13 protein-coding genes, 2 tRNA genes and 1 pseudogene are annotated in these 14,603 nt (G+C 59.9%); 10 read left to right on the top strand and 6 right to left on the bottom strand.

Translation table 11 applies throughout. From position 1 onward, the window contains the following. Positions 1–182: 182 nt before the first annotated feature. Entirely contained in the window at positions 183–3,620 is a 3,438-nt protein-coding gene (locus ACTG2J_RS15145; protein WP_429150960.1) for an ATP-binding protein, read from the bottom strand. A gap of 249 nt (positions 3,621–3,869) precedes the next feature. Between ACTG2J_RS15145 and ACTG2J_RS15140 the strand changes: the two genes are divergently transcribed. Then, a tRNA-Gly gene (locus tag ACTG2J_RS15140) sits at positions 3,870–3,945 on the top strand. Positions 3,946–4,002: 57 nt separating this feature from the next. Continuing rightward, positions 4,003–4,076, top strand: a tRNA-Cys gene (locus ACTG2J_RS15135). A gap of 48 nt (positions 4,077–4,124) precedes the next feature. On the opposite strand, the gene ACTG2J_RS15130 is transcribed toward ACTG2J_RS15135, so the two are convergent. Beyond that, positions 4,125–4,418 carry a hypothetical protein gene (locus ACTG2J_RS15130; RefSeq protein WP_005347702.1) on the bottom strand — a complete coding sequence of 98 codons (294 nt, stop codon included), beginning with the start codon at positions 4,416–4,418 and terminating at the stop codon, positions 4,125–4,127. Between the two features lie 212 nt (positions 4,419–4,630). Here ACTG2J_RS15130 and ACTG2J_RS15125 point away from each other — a divergent pair, with 212 nt between their 5' ends. The 8 genes from ACTG2J_RS15125 to ACTG2J_RS15090 all read left to right on the top strand — a co-directional run bounded on the left by ACTG2J_RS15125 (position 4,631) and on the right by ACTG2J_RS15090 (position 10,338). Then, positions 4,631–4,831 (top strand): YbfA family protein, encoded by a 201-nt coding sequence (locus tag ACTG2J_RS15125; RefSeq protein ID WP_005334863.1) that lies wholly within the window; start codon positions 4,631–4,633, stop codon positions 4,829–4,831. A 434-nt stretch (positions 4,832–5,265) separates the two neighbouring features. Further along, entirely contained in the window at positions 5,266–5,529 is a 264-nt protein-coding gene (locus ACTG2J_RS15120) for a BufA1 family periplasmic bufferin-type metallophore (protein WP_005334862.1), read from the top strand. Between the two features lie 72 nt (positions 5,530–5,601). Beyond that, positions 5,602–6,450: an MNIO family bufferin maturase gene (gene bufB / locus ACTG2J_RS15115; RefSeq protein ID WP_439997640.1), complete on the top strand. Its 849-nt coding sequence runs from the start codon at positions 5,602–5,604 to the stop codon at positions 6,448–6,450. After that, positions 6,443–7,195, top strand: a complete 753-nt coding sequence (locus ACTG2J_RS15110) for a DNA-binding domain-containing protein (RefSeq protein WP_338772219.1) — start codon at positions 6,443–6,445, stop codon at positions 7,193–7,195. The genes bufB and ACTG2J_RS15110 overlap by 8 nt, the downstream gene beginning before the upstream one ends. Further along, a complete protein-coding gene (locus ACTG2J_RS15105) occupies positions 7,192–7,635 on the top strand; it encodes a DoxX family protein (protein ID WP_255912169.1) in 444 nt (147 codons plus the stop codon). The genes ACTG2J_RS15110 and ACTG2J_RS15105 overlap by 4 nt, the downstream gene beginning before the upstream one ends. A gap of 97 nt (positions 7,636–7,732) precedes the next feature. Continuing rightward, the gene (locus ACTG2J_RS15100; RefSeq protein ID WP_429150966.1) at positions 7,733–8,212 is read left to right on the top strand and encodes a GNAT family N-acetyltransferase; all 480 of its coding nucleotides are present in this window, start codon (positions 7,733–7,735) and stop codon (positions 8,210–8,212) included. Between the two features lie 89 nt (positions 8,213–8,301). After that, positions 8,302–9,603 (top strand): methyl-accepting chemotaxis protein, encoded by a 1,302-nt coding sequence (locus ACTG2J_RS15095; RefSeq protein ID WP_270660335.1) that lies wholly within the window; start codon positions 8,302–8,304, stop codon positions 9,601–9,603. A gap of 180 nt (positions 9,604–9,783) precedes the next feature. Beyond that, the gene (locus tag ACTG2J_RS15090) at positions 9,784–10,338 is read left to right on the top strand and encodes a DUF3332 domain-containing protein (protein ID WP_088868723.1); all 555 of its coding nucleotides are present in this window, start codon (positions 9,784–9,786) and stop codon (positions 10,336–10,338) included. Positions 10,339–10,396: 58 nt separating this feature from the next. On the opposite strand, the gene ACTG2J_RS15085 is transcribed toward ACTG2J_RS15090, so the two are convergent. The 4 genes and pseudogenes from ACTG2J_RS15085 to ACTG2J_RS15070 form a co-directional block, all read right to left on the bottom strand. Further along, positions 10,397–11,455 (bottom strand): FUSC family protein, encoded by a 1,059-nt coding sequence (locus ACTG2J_RS15085; protein WP_042054492.1) that lies wholly within the window; start codon positions 11,453–11,455, stop codon positions 10,397–10,399. 62 nt (positions 11,456–11,517) lie between these two features. Further along, positions 11,518–13,281, bottom strand: a complete 1,764-nt coding sequence (locus tag ACTG2J_RS15080) for a bifunctional molybdopterin-guanine dinucleotide biosynthesis adaptor protein MobB/molybdopterin molybdotransferase MoeA (protein WP_439997639.1) — start codon at positions 13,279–13,281, stop codon at positions 11,518–11,520. Next, on the bottom strand, positions 13,278–13,922 hold the full coding sequence (gene mobA / locus ACTG2J_RS15075; RefSeq protein WP_439997638.1) for a molybdenum cofactor guanylyltransferase MobA: 645 nt from the start codon (positions 13,920–13,922) through the stop codon (positions 13,278–13,280). The genes ACTG2J_RS15080 and mobA overlap by 4 nt, the downstream gene beginning before the upstream one ends. Next, a pseudogene (locus ACTG2J_RS15070) lies at positions 13,894–14,589 on the bottom strand (energy-coupling factor ABC transporter ATP-binding protein). The gene mobA and the pseudogene ACTG2J_RS15070 overlap by 29 nt, the downstream one beginning before the upstream one ends. Positions 14,590–14,603 lie beyond the last annotated feature (14 nt).

The raw sequence follows: 14,603 nt of genomic DNA, 5'->3' as shown, positions 1-14,603 counted from the left end.
ATCTGTTTAGAATCATTGGTTTGCGTTATTTGCTCTCGCGTAGAAAGTGGATGTGAAAATGGCGTATATGACAAATTTGTGAATTGGATCTGCTCTCGGTTTCGGAGTTGTGCGGGGCTTTGTTTTGTGCAAAAAGAAACCAGATTGCCAATTGTGATCCGGCGCCCGTTTAGGGCGCCGTGTCACGGTTTGCGGTTGGCGAGTTGACGCAGGGTCTGGGCGCTGTGCTGCAACTGGTGGCGCTGGTGGTCATTGAGCGGGCAGTGGCCCAGCACATACTCGGTGGTGGCCACTACCGTCTTCCAGCGTGGCGACTTGGGCAGGGTGTCCAGACTCAGGTATTTGTCGAGGGTGCGGGTCTGCGGGCTGGATCTGTCCATATAGACCCGCCACAGCTTGCTCTTCTCTGCCAGCACGATTTTGCCCTTGCCGGTCCCCTGCTGCCAGGCATCCAGGGTGAGCTGCATGGTCTCTACCAGCGCCCGGCGCAGCGGCTCGTCATCCTGCTGGCGAATGAGGTCGTCGGCCAGCGAACGGAACTCGCCACCCAGGCGGCTCAGCTCACCCAGCAGCTGTTCATCTTCGATGATAGCTTGCCGCGAGAGGTTCTTGAGGGCGTTCTCCAGCGCCATTACCCGGTTCTCATCCTGACGCAGCTCGGTACTCAGAGTGAGGGCGAAAGCGGCCTGTCCTCCGAGCGCGATGGGCAGGGCACGGGCGTTGAGCACATCTTTTTGCCCGGCCACCAGAAACTCCAGATTGTGTTCCCGCTCGCTGGCAAGGTCGGGCCACTGCTGTTGCAGCGGGGAGGCGAGCCACTCATTGAGGGGCTGCCCCTCCATGGCTTCCGGCTCCTGCCCCAGCAGGCGTGCCATCACCCGGGAGGCAAACAGCACTGTGCCCTGCTCGTCGATAAAGATCATGGGGTCGGCCCCTTCGCCGAGCAGGGCCAGCAGGCGCTGCTGATCCTGATGCAGTCGATCCTGCAGGGTGAGGCGATGTTCGATCTCCTGCTTCAATAGCCGGTTCTCTACCAGCGAGGCGCGTCCGGCCTTGGCCTCCAGCAGTGCCTTGACCCGGGCAAACAGCTCTTCTTTGCAGAAGGGTTTGACCAGATAGTCGTTGGCTCCGGCCCCGAAGCCCTCCTCGATATCCTTGGGCTGGTTGAGGGCGGTGAGCAGCAGCACCGGCAGCATATCTTTCGGGTGCTGCTGGCGCAGGCGACGGCAGACGTCAAAACCGGAGAGGGTGGGCATCATCACATCGAGCAGGATGAGGTCCACCGGCTCCTCGGCCAGCTTGGCCAGCGCATCGTGGCCGTCACTGCTGGGCAGAATGCGGTAGCCGCAGGGCTGCAGCAGATGGCGCAGGATGTGCAGGTTGATGGGCTCGTCATCCACCACCAGAATGAGCGGCGCACCCTCGGGGGGAGGGGGCAGATCGTCGCTCTCCCAGTCCGGCAGGATCAGCGGTTGCTGGCGCACCAGCTGATGCTCGATCTGGCGGCTGTCGAGAGTCAGATTGGCCGCTTTGCCGGTGGCAAGGGGCAGGGTAAAGGCGAAGGTAGAGCCGACGCTCGGCTCGCTCTCGACAAACAGCTCGCCCCCCATCAGGTGCACCAGCTGGCGGGTGATGGAGAGGCCAAGGCCGGCTCCCTGCTTGCTTACCTCCGGGCTCATCTGTACCAGCGGCTCGAAGATGTGTTCCAGATGATCAGGGGCGATGCCGATGCCAGTGTCGGTGACCTTGATGCGCAGGAAGTTGTTCTCGACGATGGCACTGAGCACCACCTTGCCCTGCGGCGTGTACTTGATGGCGTTGCCCACCAGGTTGTAGAGCACCTGTTCGAGCCGCTGCTCATCGGCCAGCACCGGCGGCAGTTCGGCCGGGCTGATATCCACCAGAGTGAGGGGTTTGGCCTGCACCAGATGCTGGCAGAGGTCCAGCACCAGCCGGATAACCCCCTTGGATGAGACGGGCTGGGAGTGGATCTCCAGCTGGCCGTAGCGCATCTGGTGGTAGTCCAGCAGATCGTCCACCAGACGGGCCAAGCCGTCGGCGCTCTTGATGATGAGGCCGAGCTGCTTTTGCTGCCCTTCGGTCAAATCCTGCTGACTGGCGAGCATCGACTCGGCCATCCCCTTGATACCGTGAATGGGGGTGCGCAGCTCGTGGGAGGTGTTGGCCAGCAGTTCATCCTTGAGCTTGTCCGCCTGCTGCAGGCTGAGGTTCTGCTTGTGGGTCAGCTTGACCTGCTGTTGCAGCTCCTGGGTCTGCTGTTCGATCAGTTCGATCTTGTCCTTCACCGAGCGCTGCATATGGCGAAACGCCTCGGCCAGCCGGTCGATATCATCGCCGGTGCGCTCGATGGCGATGGGGTGATCCAGCGCGCCGTCGGCCACCTGCTCGGCTGCTTCGGTCAGGGAGCGCAGCGGCGCCGTGATGGAGTGGGAGAGCCAGCGGGAGAAGAGGATCAGCAGCAGTACCGAGCCCGCACCCAGCACAATCACCAGAGTTTCCAGCTGGCGGATGGGGGCATAGGCTTCCCGGGTGGAGATCTCGGCGATAAAGGCCCACTCGGTATCGAACACCTTCACCTGGGTGTAGGCGGCCAGCACCTCGTCATCCTGATAGGAGTGGAACAGCCCGACCCCCTGCTCGCCGGAGAGCGTCTTGGTGATGAGGGGGGTTTGCAGCGGCCGGAAGTTGGGGCTGAAGCTGTTCTCGACGCTGAACTCCGGTGCCAGCCAGGCATCGGCGCGCATCCGCTTGTCGGGGCCGATGAGGATGGTCTCGCCGGTCTCGCCCAGCCCCTCCCGCTCCGCCATGATCTGGTTGAGCTTGTCCGGCAGCAGCTCGAAAATCACCACACCGCGCACATAGTCGTACTGCATCACGGGCGCCGCCATGTAGGCGACCACCTGCCCGGTCAGCTCGTTGCGGCCAAAATCGGTGAACTCGAAGATCTGCTGCGGTTTCTGGCCGCCATCGAGGCGGCGTTTGATCTTGGCGAAGGTCTGGCCCAAGCCACTGCCCTGATAAGGTCCGGAGAGCAGATTGGTGGCAAAGTTAGGGTGCTTGGTGACCGAATAGACCACATCACCGTTGAGGTCCACCAGAAAGATGTCGCTGTAGTTGGACTTGCGCACCATGTCGGCATAGCCGCGATGAAAGCGCTGGTGCACCCGGCCATACATCTCGTCGGCGAGGATAAGCGCCGTGATGGAGGGTTCGATCTCCACCTGACTGTCCGGTTTGCGCAGTTGATCCCAGGAGCCTGGCAGATAGCGGGCCTGAGCACGGCTGCGGGCCTCCTGCGGTGTGGTGCCCAGCTTCTCGAAGGCGCCGGTAAAGCCATAGAAACGGCCGATACTGTTGCCAGCAAAATCCTGCTGGGAGAAGTTGATGATCTGCTCTTTGAGGTTGTTGAAGTAATCCTCGAGCTGACTCTTCTTGATATTACGGACGGAGACCAGATGGTTGGAGGTCTGGGTGGTGAGATCCTTGCCGTGGCTGTATAGAAAGAAGAGGGTGATGACCAAAAAGGGCACCATGCCCAACATGAAAAAAGCCAGCATTAACTGCGGCCTGAGCCCACGAAGCGTGAAGATCCATTTCATCTTGTGATTTTCAATTGAGAATCCGGTTATTAAGCCGCTCAAGTCTCGAACGAAAGCGTAATCATTTCAACGACTTTATCCCAAATTCGCTTGGTGGGTCACAGCTGGCTGGAGAAAAATGCAGCAAGGCGTTTAAACCCTGAGCAAACAGTCTGCATCAGGGCTTAAATTGCGAAAAAGGGGTTGTGCTGGCGCTCGTGGTACGTATAATGCGCCTCGTTGTCAGGCAACTGGCACGAAAGCAGTAATGCGGGAATAGCTCAGTTGGTAGAGCACGACCTTGCCAAGGTCGGGGTCGCGAGTTCGAGTCTCGTTTCCCGCTCCAATTTTCCATCGCACCAACGATGGAACTCACTTTCAAGACAATCAGTCTTGTCAGCATGGCGCGTTAGCAAAGCGGTTATGCAGCGGATTGCAAATCCGTTTAGTCCGGTTCGACTCCGGAACGTGCCTCCATCTTTTCTCTGTTTATATCAATAATTACTCTTCGAGTCTGAGCATTGGTCAGTATCCTTGCTGTACCAGTAACTGTTCGCAGCCAGCCTGTTTCCACTCGCGCTCGAGATAGTGGCTCACATCCGCCATGTTTTGCCCCCGATATTGAAACTGCACCTCGGCACTGTGCTGGTTGAGATCCGCAATCCGTTGCTTCAGTGTGCCGCATTGCCACAGGCTGACGGTGGGCACGCCCCGTTCGGCCAGCACGATGGCATCTTCCCGATTCAGTTGCCACTCCTCCAGTTGTGCCCGTGTCAGGGCAACCATCAGCACCAGCAGTGCCACTTCCGGCAGTTTCATGCGTGTCTCCCTACTGCATGTTTTTCCCCTGATAACTGTGGCAAAGCGCACGATTTTCGCAAGTTTGTTAACTGTTGGTTAATGACGTAACCCGTTTTCATTATTTCCCGTTTTTCACCATTTTTTTATAAAAAAATGCGTTGGTGATGTAGTAATCCTACATGTAGTGGGGTAATCTTTGCTCAGTGGTCTTACCAGTAAGGAGTTACATCATGTTTCATCCCTTTTCCCTGACTCAGATTATTCTTCGTCGCATTTATGTATTGCTGGTGGGCATTCTGGCTTTCCCCGTGATGCTGTTTCGCAGCGATCGTGCCCGCTTCTACAGCTATCTGCACCGGATCTGGAATAAAACCAGCACCAAACCGGTTTGGCTCAAAATGAGCGAGCGTGGCGAGCGGATCTTCTACTAAACTCCATTCGCACCATGTGCAAAAAGAGACAGCCAAAGCTGTCTCTTTTTTTATCTGCTTGCCGCAACTCCTGGCTCCCAACGCCACTCCGATTGTTTATTTCTTGTTTCTTTAAAGTTGCATCCAGCCCTGCTTGTTGGCGGGGCTTTTTTATGTCTGACGCATCTCTTTTGATGGAAGTAGTGAAGAAGATTAACGGGATGAAAGCACCATATGGCACTTTCCTCGTTCATTAATAGGTGGTCGTCGAGAAATTTTCAATTATGAAATAGCTGTTTAAAATCAATTGATTGAGTATCTGTCTTGGGGTTTTTTAACTCTTTGTGTGTTTTTTTTGAAAGGGAATATCCCGTTTGCCGGTTCTATTGCAGCTACCCGGTTGCGACAAATCGGGGATATCAGCAATATCCAACGACATCAAAAGGAACATGAACATGAATGTTAAAAAAAGCACTGCTATCGCCTCCGCCATGACCGGTCTGCTGGCGCTGGGCGCCCAATTTATCGCGGCGCCAGCCATGGCTGCCGATGAAAAGGAGAAGTGCTACGGCGTGGTCAAGGCCAGCAAAAATGACTGTGCGACCAAGAGCAGCTCCTGCGCCGGTACCGCCAAGGAAGATGCTCAGGGTGATGCCTTTGTGGTGATGCCCAAAGGGCTGTGCGAGAAGCTGGTCGGCGGTTCGCTGCAACCCAAGTAAGAGACATCGGGCAGGGGATGGCCAATGGGTCGCCCCCTGCATCTTCTCTGATTGGCGAAAGCGAGTCTTGCGATGAACCCTTTGATTGGTATCGGATTACGCACTCCCCATTACGACGAGATCCGGCAAACCCTGCCGGCAGTCGGTTGGCTGGAGGTGCATAGTGAAAATTACTTCGAACGGCACAGCCAGGGTTTTCAGGTGCTCGCCAAACTGGCGCAACACTACCCCGTCAGTCTTCACGGCGTTGGCATGTCCCTCGGTTCTGCCGACCCGCTCGATCCGCACCATCTGCAGCAGTTGTCGACACTGGCCGCGGCGATCAAACCGGTACGGATCTCCGAACATCTCAGCTGGGGCAGCATTGGCGGGCGTTACTTCAACGATCTGCTGCCGGTGCCCTATACCCGAGCCTCCCTGCGCAACATGAGCGACAAGATCCAGCAGGTACAACAGACTCTGGGTTGCCGCATGTTGATTGAAAATCCCTCTTCTTATCTGCAACTGGCCGGAGAGATGAGCGAGTGGGAATTTCTGGCCGAGCTGCAGCAGCGCAGCGAGTGCGGCATCCTGCTCGACCTCAACAATCTCTATGTCAGTGCCTTCAATCACGGTTTCTCTTGCGATGAGTATCTGGCGGCGATCGATCTCGCCACCGTCGGGGAGATCCATCTGGCCGGTTATACCGAGAAGCAGCTGCCGGAAGGCTCCCTCTATATCGATACCCACAGCGCCCCTGTGGTGGAGCCGGTCTGGGAACTCTATCGCCAGATCTGCCGCAAGCAGGCTATTCCCACCCTGATTGAGTGGGACCTCGAGATCCCGCCGCTGCCGGTCTTGCTGGCAGAGGCGGCGCAGGCCAGTGCCATTCTGGATGAGGCGCGTGCCATGAGTGCACCACGGGAGGTGGCCCGTGGCTGAACTGGCACAGCTGCAACAGCACTTTGCCGATGGTCTGCTGGGGGCGCCTGACGCCATTTCCCCTCACATCAGCTCCCGACTCTTTTCTGCCGAATCTGTGCTGCAGGTCTATCGCAACCACTTCATCCTGAGCCTTGGCGAGGTGCTGGCGAGCAGTTATCCCGCCGTCAAGGCCATGGTCGGGGATGACTTTTTTGCAGCGGCGGCCCGTGGCTTCGTATTGGCCGAGCCGCTCAGGGAAGGGAGCGTCATGCACTATGGCGCCGGATTTGGCCAATGGTTGGCCCGCTTGCCGACTACAACCGGACTGCCCTGGCTGGAGGAGTTGGCTCAGTTCGAATGGCAGCTTGAGCGTGCCAGTCTGCTGCCGCTGGAATCACGCTGCTGGCCAGCCGAGCGTCTGGCCGCATTATCGCCGCAACAATGGGATCGGCTGCGACTCTTGCCGGCCACGGATCTGCTGCTGGTTGCCAGTGATTATCCGGTGCTGGCCCTGTGGCAGATGGCGCTGCACGGTGGTGAAGCGGTGGAGGTGCTTGATGCCCCCGTCTGGCTGGCATTGAAGAAACAGCCGGATTGCCGGGTTGCCCCCTTGCCCCTGACGGTGGGTGAGTGGGCGCTGCTACAGGGATGTCTCGCTGGTACGGCGCTGGTCGATCTGCTGGCGGCCGACCCTGCGGCCAGTGAACATCTCACTCGCCTGATAACCCTTGGTCTGCTGGTGGATATGGAGGTAATGCCATGATGACAAACAAATGGCTGGTACTGGCCAGCTCGAGTGGTGATTTGCCGCGCTGGAGCAGCGCTGGTGTGCTGTTGCTGGCGCGGCTGTGGGTCGCCTCGGTTTTTATCACTTCAGGCTGGCTCAAGCTGACGGCGTGGGATTCCACCCTCTATTTGTTTGAATCCGAGTATCAGGTGCCCCTGCTGCCCTGGTTGTGGGCTGCTTATCTGGGGACGGCGACCGAGCTGCTGTTGCCGCTTTTCCTGCTGGCGGGGCTTTTTACTCGCCCGGCCGCCTTGCTGTTGTTTGGCTTCAATATCATGGCGGTGATCTCCTACCCGACCCTCTGGGCGGGTGGCTTTTACGATCACCAGCTGTGGGGCTGGATGCTGCTGATCCTGATCATCTGGGGCGGCGGTGTGCTGAGCCTGGATCACTGGCTGACACGTCGCAGCCATTGATTTATCAGTGATTTCCCCTATGACAAAGAGCGCCACAAGGCGCTCTTTGTCATAATGACGGCTGGCGAAATTTCCCATGAGAGAAAAGGAGCAACCCATGATCATTCGTCAGGCAAGGGCCGCAGATATTCCCGCACTGGTGGCGCTGCGCATGGAGCTGTTTTGTGAGGTCGGTGAGCTAGTGACGCCGCAGGCAGACCCGGCCTTGTGGCAGGCCACCCTTGACTATTTCATCCGGGCGATGAGTGAAGAGAGTGCTTTATCCTGGCTGGCTGAGGCCGATACGCAGGAGGGCTGCAAACAGATCGTGGCAGCAGGGACGCTGGCATTGTTTGAACGGCCACCCTATCCCGGCAATCTGGCGGGGATGGAGGGGTATCTGCTCAATATGTATACGCGGCCACAATGGCGCCAGCAGGGGATCGCCACGGCGCTGCTCGATGCCATTACAGCCTTCGCCAGAGCGCGTCAGCTGGGCAAGGTGTGGCTCCATGCCAGCGATCAGGGGCGCCCTCTCTATGAGCGGATCGGCTTTGTCGCCAATCCGGCCTATCTGGAGTGGGACCTGGCACCTTAATCGATGGGCCCCGTTATCTCTATGGTTTCTCGTCTAAAGTTCATGCAGATGTGACGTAGTTGTAACCAGGTAATAGAGGGGCAGGGCAGATGTTCAACTTCAAACTCAAAGCGGAATTACAAGCGTGTCAAATGCAGTTGGCCCAGGCCCAAGCATTTATTGATGCAGTAAAAGTCGGTGTCGCTACCATCAGTTTCACTCCAAGCGGCGAGATCCTCGAGGCGAACCCGCTGTTTCTGAGTGTGGTGGGCTATAGCGAGCAGGAGGTGATTGGTAAACACCACCGGATCTTTTGTGATGCCCACTACGCCCAGTCATCCTCCTATGCCCAGTTTTGGGAGCAGTTGCGTCAGGGGCATTCCCACAGTGGCATCTACCAGCGCATTGACAAACATGGCAGGGAGTTGTGGCTGGAGGCGACCTACTTCCCGGTCAAGGTTGAGGGCAAGGTGGTCAGAGTGGTCAAGATTGCTTCCGATATTACCGAGAGTTATCAGCAGTTGAGTCGTCAGAAAGCGATCATCTCGGCACTCGATCGGGCACTCGCCATTATCGAGTTCACCCCCAAGGGGGAGATTGTGACGGCCAATCAGAATTTCCTCTCCTGCGTCGGTTACTCCCTTTCGCAGCTCAAGGGGCAGCATCACAGGCTGTTTTGCGATGAGAGCTTCTATCGCGAGCAACCCCACTTCTGGGACGATCTGGCCCACGGCCAGCTCAAGTCGGGGCTGTTCAGTCGTCGTGACAGCCACGGAAACGAGATCTGGCTGGAGGCTACCTACAACCCCATCAAGGATGAGAGCGGCAAGGTGGTCAAGGTGATCAAGTTTGCCAGTGAGGTGACAGAGCGGATCAAGCGCGCCCAGGCAGTGAGCGAGGCGGCCAACATAGCCCAGACCATTTCGCAGGAGACCACCCGCTTTGCCGAAACCGGGTCTGAACTGCTGGCGGCATCGGTTGCCATCTCCAGCGCCATTTCCGAACAGGTGAGCCGCACTTCCGGTCTGATTGGCCAGCTCAATGAGCAGTCGAAAAGCATTGAAGCCATCGTATCGACCATCAGCAGTATTGCCGAGCAGACCAATCTGCTGGCCCTTAACGCCGCCATTGAGGCAGCCCGGGCCGGCGATCAGGGGCGCGGTTTTGCGGTGGTGGCCGACGAAGTACGTCAGCTGGCTGCGCGCACCTCCCTCTCGACCGGCGAGATCGCCAGCGTGGTTCAGAAAAACCGCGAACTGACGGCCCAGATCACCGGCAACATCAATGAGGTGGCCACCAGTGCCCAGCGTGGCAAGGAGCAGATCGGCGAGGTGAGTGGCGTGATGTCACAGATCGAGCAGGGCGCCATCAATGTGACCGAGACAGTCTCCAATCTGGCCATCGGCTCCTGACGGTTATTGGTTGTTGAACGAGGCACCGAATGGATGATTATTCCATCGGTGCTTATTTATTGCGCACTTGATATGCCAATCTGAACCCCTCCTGTATCGTCCCGCCATTGTGAATTGTCCTCTTCTGGCCCCTTGATTAGGCTTGCCGCCTCATTTATTTCAGAGTAGGAACAGAACACGATGGCATTACAACAGAAGGGGCGGGCAATGGCCCTGCTGGTTATGGTCGCGAGCATGGGTCTGGGCGGCTGTATGGGGCAGATGGGGCTTTCCGGCATGGTCACCAAGGGCAACCTGAGCGTGGTGGATAACCGCTACGCTCGTGCCGGGGTCTTTATGCTGCTCTCCCCTGTCTACGGTCTGGCCGCGACCGCTGACCTGTTCGTCTTCAATACCATCGAGTTCTGGTCTGGCAAGAACCCCATCACCGGCAAATCTCCGGCTGTGGTGGACATGAAGGCCAATCCGGTGATCAAGGTGAACCAGCATCTGGATCCGGCCCTCAAGACGGTGCCGCTGGCCATGCTGCCACAAGGGGTGCGCGAGGTGGAGATCAGCTACCCGGACGAGCATACCGCCCAGATGGAGGTGCACTATCTGGATGGTCGCCGCAGCATGATGCGTGGCGAGAAGCGTGGCGAGTTGATGGATATCTACTTCGATGGCCGCTTTGTCTCTACCCTGAGCCGCGCAGAGCTGGAGCAGATGAGCGAGAACGCCCGCACGGCGGCCTGATCATCAGTGCCTATGCCGACAAGAACGCCCCGCAACTGCGGGGCGTTTTGCATTGGGCCTAATCGGGCTGCTTGCGATGGGGTGGGGTGAGGATCAGCCCCAGCAGGCGGCGCAGGTGGGTGAGCTGCTCGGTCAGCTGGACGTTGAGCCAGAGGTAACCATTGATGGCCGCCTCTGCGTTGGGCGGCAGCGATACCTGGGTCGCCACCTCGTGCAGGCGGGCGATGGCGGCATCGGCCCCGCGACCATCGCCGGTTTGCATCATCAGGGCAAGCTGGTTGATCGCCTCCTCGGTGGCCAGATGGCAGGCTTGCAGCGCAGCCGTGCTCTGCATCAGGAAGTGGCTCTCCCGATCGTTCCAGTAGGTGTTGGCCAGCATCTCAAGAGTGCAGAGGGTGTTGCGCATGGTGACCTGCACCGCATCAAACAGGGCGACGCTGTGGCGTGTCTCCTTGGCCGCGGGGGCCAGCAGGGCCCGCAGTTTGCCGGTCTGGGCCAGCAACTGGGAGAGATTGTGCTTGAGGCGCGGGCGCTCCAGCACATTGGGGGAGAGGTGGGTGTGATAGAGCCGCCCCGACTGCTGCAGGATCTGGTGCAGTTGCAGCCGCCAGTGGCTGTAAGCCCGCTGGGGATAGATGCTGCAAAAGAGCAGCGCCAGCAGGGAGCCCAGTATCACGTCGGCACTGCGCCACAGCGCCGTCTCTATATCCCCCGGCATGGCCCCCATGGTGACTCCCAGGGTGATGCCGATCAGCAGCCCCACATAGGGGCGCTTGCCGAGGGCCAGATAGCCGCAGAGGAACATGATGCAGCCGCACCAGATCAGGGTGAGTGGCAGGGAGTAGATCTCGAGATAGAGCGCCACCACCCCGCAACTGGCGCCGAAGATGGTGCCCACCACCCGCTGCAGGGCGCGGGAGAGCACATTGCCCCAAAACGAGATGGGGCCCATCACTACCACCAAGGTTATCAGCGGCCAGGTGCTCTCCGGCAGTTTCAGCTCGCGGGTCAGCAGAAAGGTGAGCATAAAGGCGAGCGCAATGCGCAGGCCATGGACGATCCGGTAGCGGCCATAGACCAGCAGATCGAGTCGGGAGAGGGGGGCATCAAGACGCACGGTCTGCCTCCTGTCAGGTGGGGGACGGGGCGCCGTGCATCCGGCCGACGCCCCGTCGGGATTTAGGCCAGTCGTCCCTGCAGGGGATGGATCCAGACCCGCTCGCCAACGGCGATCCCGGGTTGATCCGGTACGATTTCAATCAGACAGTTGGCATCGGCCATGGAGCTCAGAATGCCGGAGCCCTGCGGCCCTGTGGTACGCACCCGCAGCTGGCCGTTGCGGTCCTGATGGAAGATGCCGCGCAGAAACTCGGTGCGCCCCGGGCGGCTCTTCATCTTCTCGTCCGCCAGTGCCGAGAGGCGCAGCGGCTGCCACCGCTTGCTTTGCAAGCGGGCGATGGCGGGCTCGACAAACTGCAGCACGCAGATCATCGCCGCTACCGGATTGCCCGGCAGGCCGAAGAAGGGGGTCTGCCCCAGCTTGCCAAAGGCGAGCGGGCGGCCTGGGCGCATCTGGATGCGCCAGAAATCGATCTGGCCGAGCTCCGCCAGCACCAGCTTGATAAAGTCGGCGTTGCCCACCGAGACCCCGCCCGAGCTCAGCACCAGATCGGCGCTGGCGGCGGCCTGCTCCAGCTGCTGGCGCAGGATGGTTTTGTCATCGGGAATGATGCCAAGGTCCATCACCTCACAACCGGCGGCGCGGATAAGGGCCATCAGGGTGAAGCGATTGCTGTCGAAGATATGGCCGGGGGCGAGCTGCTCGCCCGGCGCCTGCACCTCGTCACCGGTACTGAACAGCGCCACTTTCAGCGGGGTGCGCACTGTGAGACTGGCTTGACCGAGTGATGCCGCCAGCCCCAGCTGGGGGGCGCCAAGCCAGGTACCGGCCGGGATGGCGACCGCACCTTTGGCGAGATCTTCCCCGGCGAGGCGCACATTCTGCCCTGCCCGGATTGGGGCGGTGACCGTGACCCACTCACCTTCAATCAGCGTCTCTTCCCGCATCACCACGGTATCCACACCGGGGGGCAGCGGGGCACCGGTCATGATCTGCACCGCCTGACCGGCCAGCACAGGCTCGTGGCGCTGCTGGCCTGCCAGCACTTCCCCCACCAGTTGCCAGCGACCGGTGGCGAGATCGTCGCTACGAAGGCCAATGCCATCCATCGCCGAGTTGGCGTGGGGTGGCACATTGATGGGGCTTATCAGATCTGCGGCCAGCACAGCGCCGTGGCACTGGGCCAGCGGTTTATCGATGCAGGCGTTGCTCGGGGTGAGGGCCGCCAGAATGGCGTTGCGGGCCGCCTCGACCGAGAGAAAGCCCTTGCCCGCCTCAGGCTCCTTGCTCTGGCAGCCGTCAAGCCAGCGGCAGACGAAGTCGGCAATGGCCGCCAGATCGTTGATATCGAGGCGGGGCAGGCTTGTCTGCTGTTGTTCGCCACTCTGTTGGGGCTGATCGCTGGCCAGCGCGATGATGTCGCTGTCTTCGGGGAAGAGCAGCGGCTTGCCAATCTCGGCGCGGTGCAGCTCGATTTTCGGGAAGTGTTCGTGCTTGAACCCCTCGACCAAGAGCAGATCGAGCTCTGTCTGATCGAAGCTGGCCAGCAGCTGGCGAAAATCAGCTTCGGCCAGTTCCGTCTCAATGATACGAGCATGACGACGACGGGAGGCCACCATCATCTGCTGGGCACCCGCCTTGCGCAGGCGATAGCTGTCTTTGCCCGGTTGGTCGATATCAAAGTCGTGGTGGGCGTGCTTGAGCACCCCGATGCGCAGGCCGCGATCCACCAGCAGGGGGATCAACTGCTCCAGCAAGGTGGTCTTGCCGGTGCCGCTCCAGGCGGCGAAGCCGAGCAGGGGAAGAGTGGGGGCCGGGGTCATGAGGTGACTCCTTGTTGGGGGTCGATAGCCGGGGCAAGCAGACGGGCCTCGTAGGCGGCCAGCTCGGCAGGGCTATTGAGATTGATAAAGGCATCCGGCTGATCGGCAAAGCTCACCACCGCCATATGGTGGCGGGCAAACCAGATATCGATTTTGCGCTCTCCCTTTGCCAGCGCGGCGGTGAGGGAGGGGAGCAGGGATTTGTGCAGCAGGGCGACCACGGGTTGCAGCCAGTCGCCATCGTGGGCTACCACCAGCTCGGTATCCGGGGTCAGGGCGGCGCGAAAGCGGCTCATCAGATCCAGCGGTAGGGCGGGGCCATCGCAGGGAACGAACAGCACCCAGTCGTGACGGGCGGCAGCAAGACCTGCCTGCATGCCCGCCAGCGGGCCGAGATAGTCGTTGTTGTCATCGCTGATGACCGGGGCCAGCGCTTGATAGCGGGCCTGACTGCGGTTGGCGTTGATCAGCACCTCATCCACCTGGGGGCGCAGCCGTGCCAGAACGTGGTCGATAAGAGGGCGTCCCGCCAGTGCTACCCATCCCTTGTCTTCGCCCCCCATCCGGGTGGCGCGGCCTCCTGCCAGGATCACTGCTGATACGGCAACGGGATCAGAGTGGCTGTCGCTTTTTGAAGTCATGTCGCTCGATGATTTTTAAAGGGGTCGTCTCTTGCAGCTGGCCACGGGCGAGGGTCCATTGCCGCTCGCACAGGTCGGTCAGGGCGTTGCTCTGGTGGCTGATGACGACCAGGCCGCTGCCATGTTCCCGTAGATCTTGCGCCAATGCGGCCATCAGGGCAACCGAATGTGTGTCGAGATTGGCGGTGGGCTAATCCATCAGCAGAAAGGCCGGTTGCAGCGCCCAGGCGCGTGCCATCGCCAGCCGTTGCCGTTCGCCACCCGAGAGGATGCTGATGTGCTCCCGTGCCAGCCCCTCCAGCTCGACCCGGCGCAGCGCCTCGAACACCCGGATCTCGCTGCCGAGCTGTTTATCGAGCGCCCAGGCCACGTTGTCGTGCACCGTGCGATCGAACAGATAGGGGGTCTGGTGCAGATAGGTGACCCGGCCCGGCCCCAGATCCCGCTTGAGCAACCGGTTGAGCCGCTGTTGCCAGCGCCCCGGCAGATTGGTGTGGCCGCGGGTGGGGGTGAGCAGCCCCGCCAGGATCTTGAGCAAGGTGGTCTTGCCCACCCCGTTGGCTCCATGCAGCCAGATGGCATCCCCCGGTGCGATGGCGAGCCGGTCAATCTCGAACAGCTGGCGCTCGCCAAAGCGCATCGTCAGCTGGTGGGCGGTCAGGGCCATGGGGTACTCCTGTT

The organism is Aeromonas sp. 6P (assembly GCF_051919525.1).
Taxonomy (GTDB): Bacteria; Pseudomonadota; Gammaproteobacteria; order Enterobacterales; family Aeromonadaceae; genus Aeromonas; species Aeromonas veronii.
The sequence above is the reverse complement of the archived record's forward strand: the minus strand, read 5'-3'. Positions and strand labels throughout refer to the sequence as shown.